Genomic DNA, 394 nt, shown 5'->3' on the forward strand with positions numbered 1-394 from the left:
GCTGGTGACCGGCCAGGGAGCTGGCCTCGGCCGTCACACCCTCCATGATGTCGCCGTCGGAGGCGATGACGTAGACGTGGTGGTCGAACGGCGACTCGCCGGCCGGCGTCTTCGGGTCGTACAGGCCCTTCTGACGGCGCTGCGCCATCGCCATGCCGACGGCGGAGGCGAGGCCCGATCCGAGCGGGCCCGTCGTGATGTCGACGCCCTTGGTGTGGTGCACCTCGGGGTGGCCGGGGGTCTTCGAACCCCACGTGCGAAGCGCCTTCAGGTCGTCGAGCTCGAGGCCCGAACCGGACAGGTAGAGCTGGACATACTGCGTGAGCGAGGAGTGACCGCAGGACAGGACGAAACGGTCGCGGCCGATCCACTCGGTGTCGGTGGGGTCGTACGT

At 69.0% G+C, this 394-nt stretch carries 1 protein-coding gene; it reads right to left on the reverse strand.

Annotated features, from left to right (window positions below):
• Window positions 1-394, reverse strand: a 394-nt coding sequence (locus GO615_RS30110; protein WP_500676356.1) for a thiamine pyrophosphate-binding protein, incomplete at both ends; no start/stop codon positions are given.

The sequence above is a fragment of the Aromatoleum evansii genome (genome assembly GCF_012910805.1).
GTDB lineage: Bacteria > Pseudomonadota > Gammaproteobacteria > Burkholderiales > Rhodocyclaceae > Aromatoleum > Aromatoleum evansii.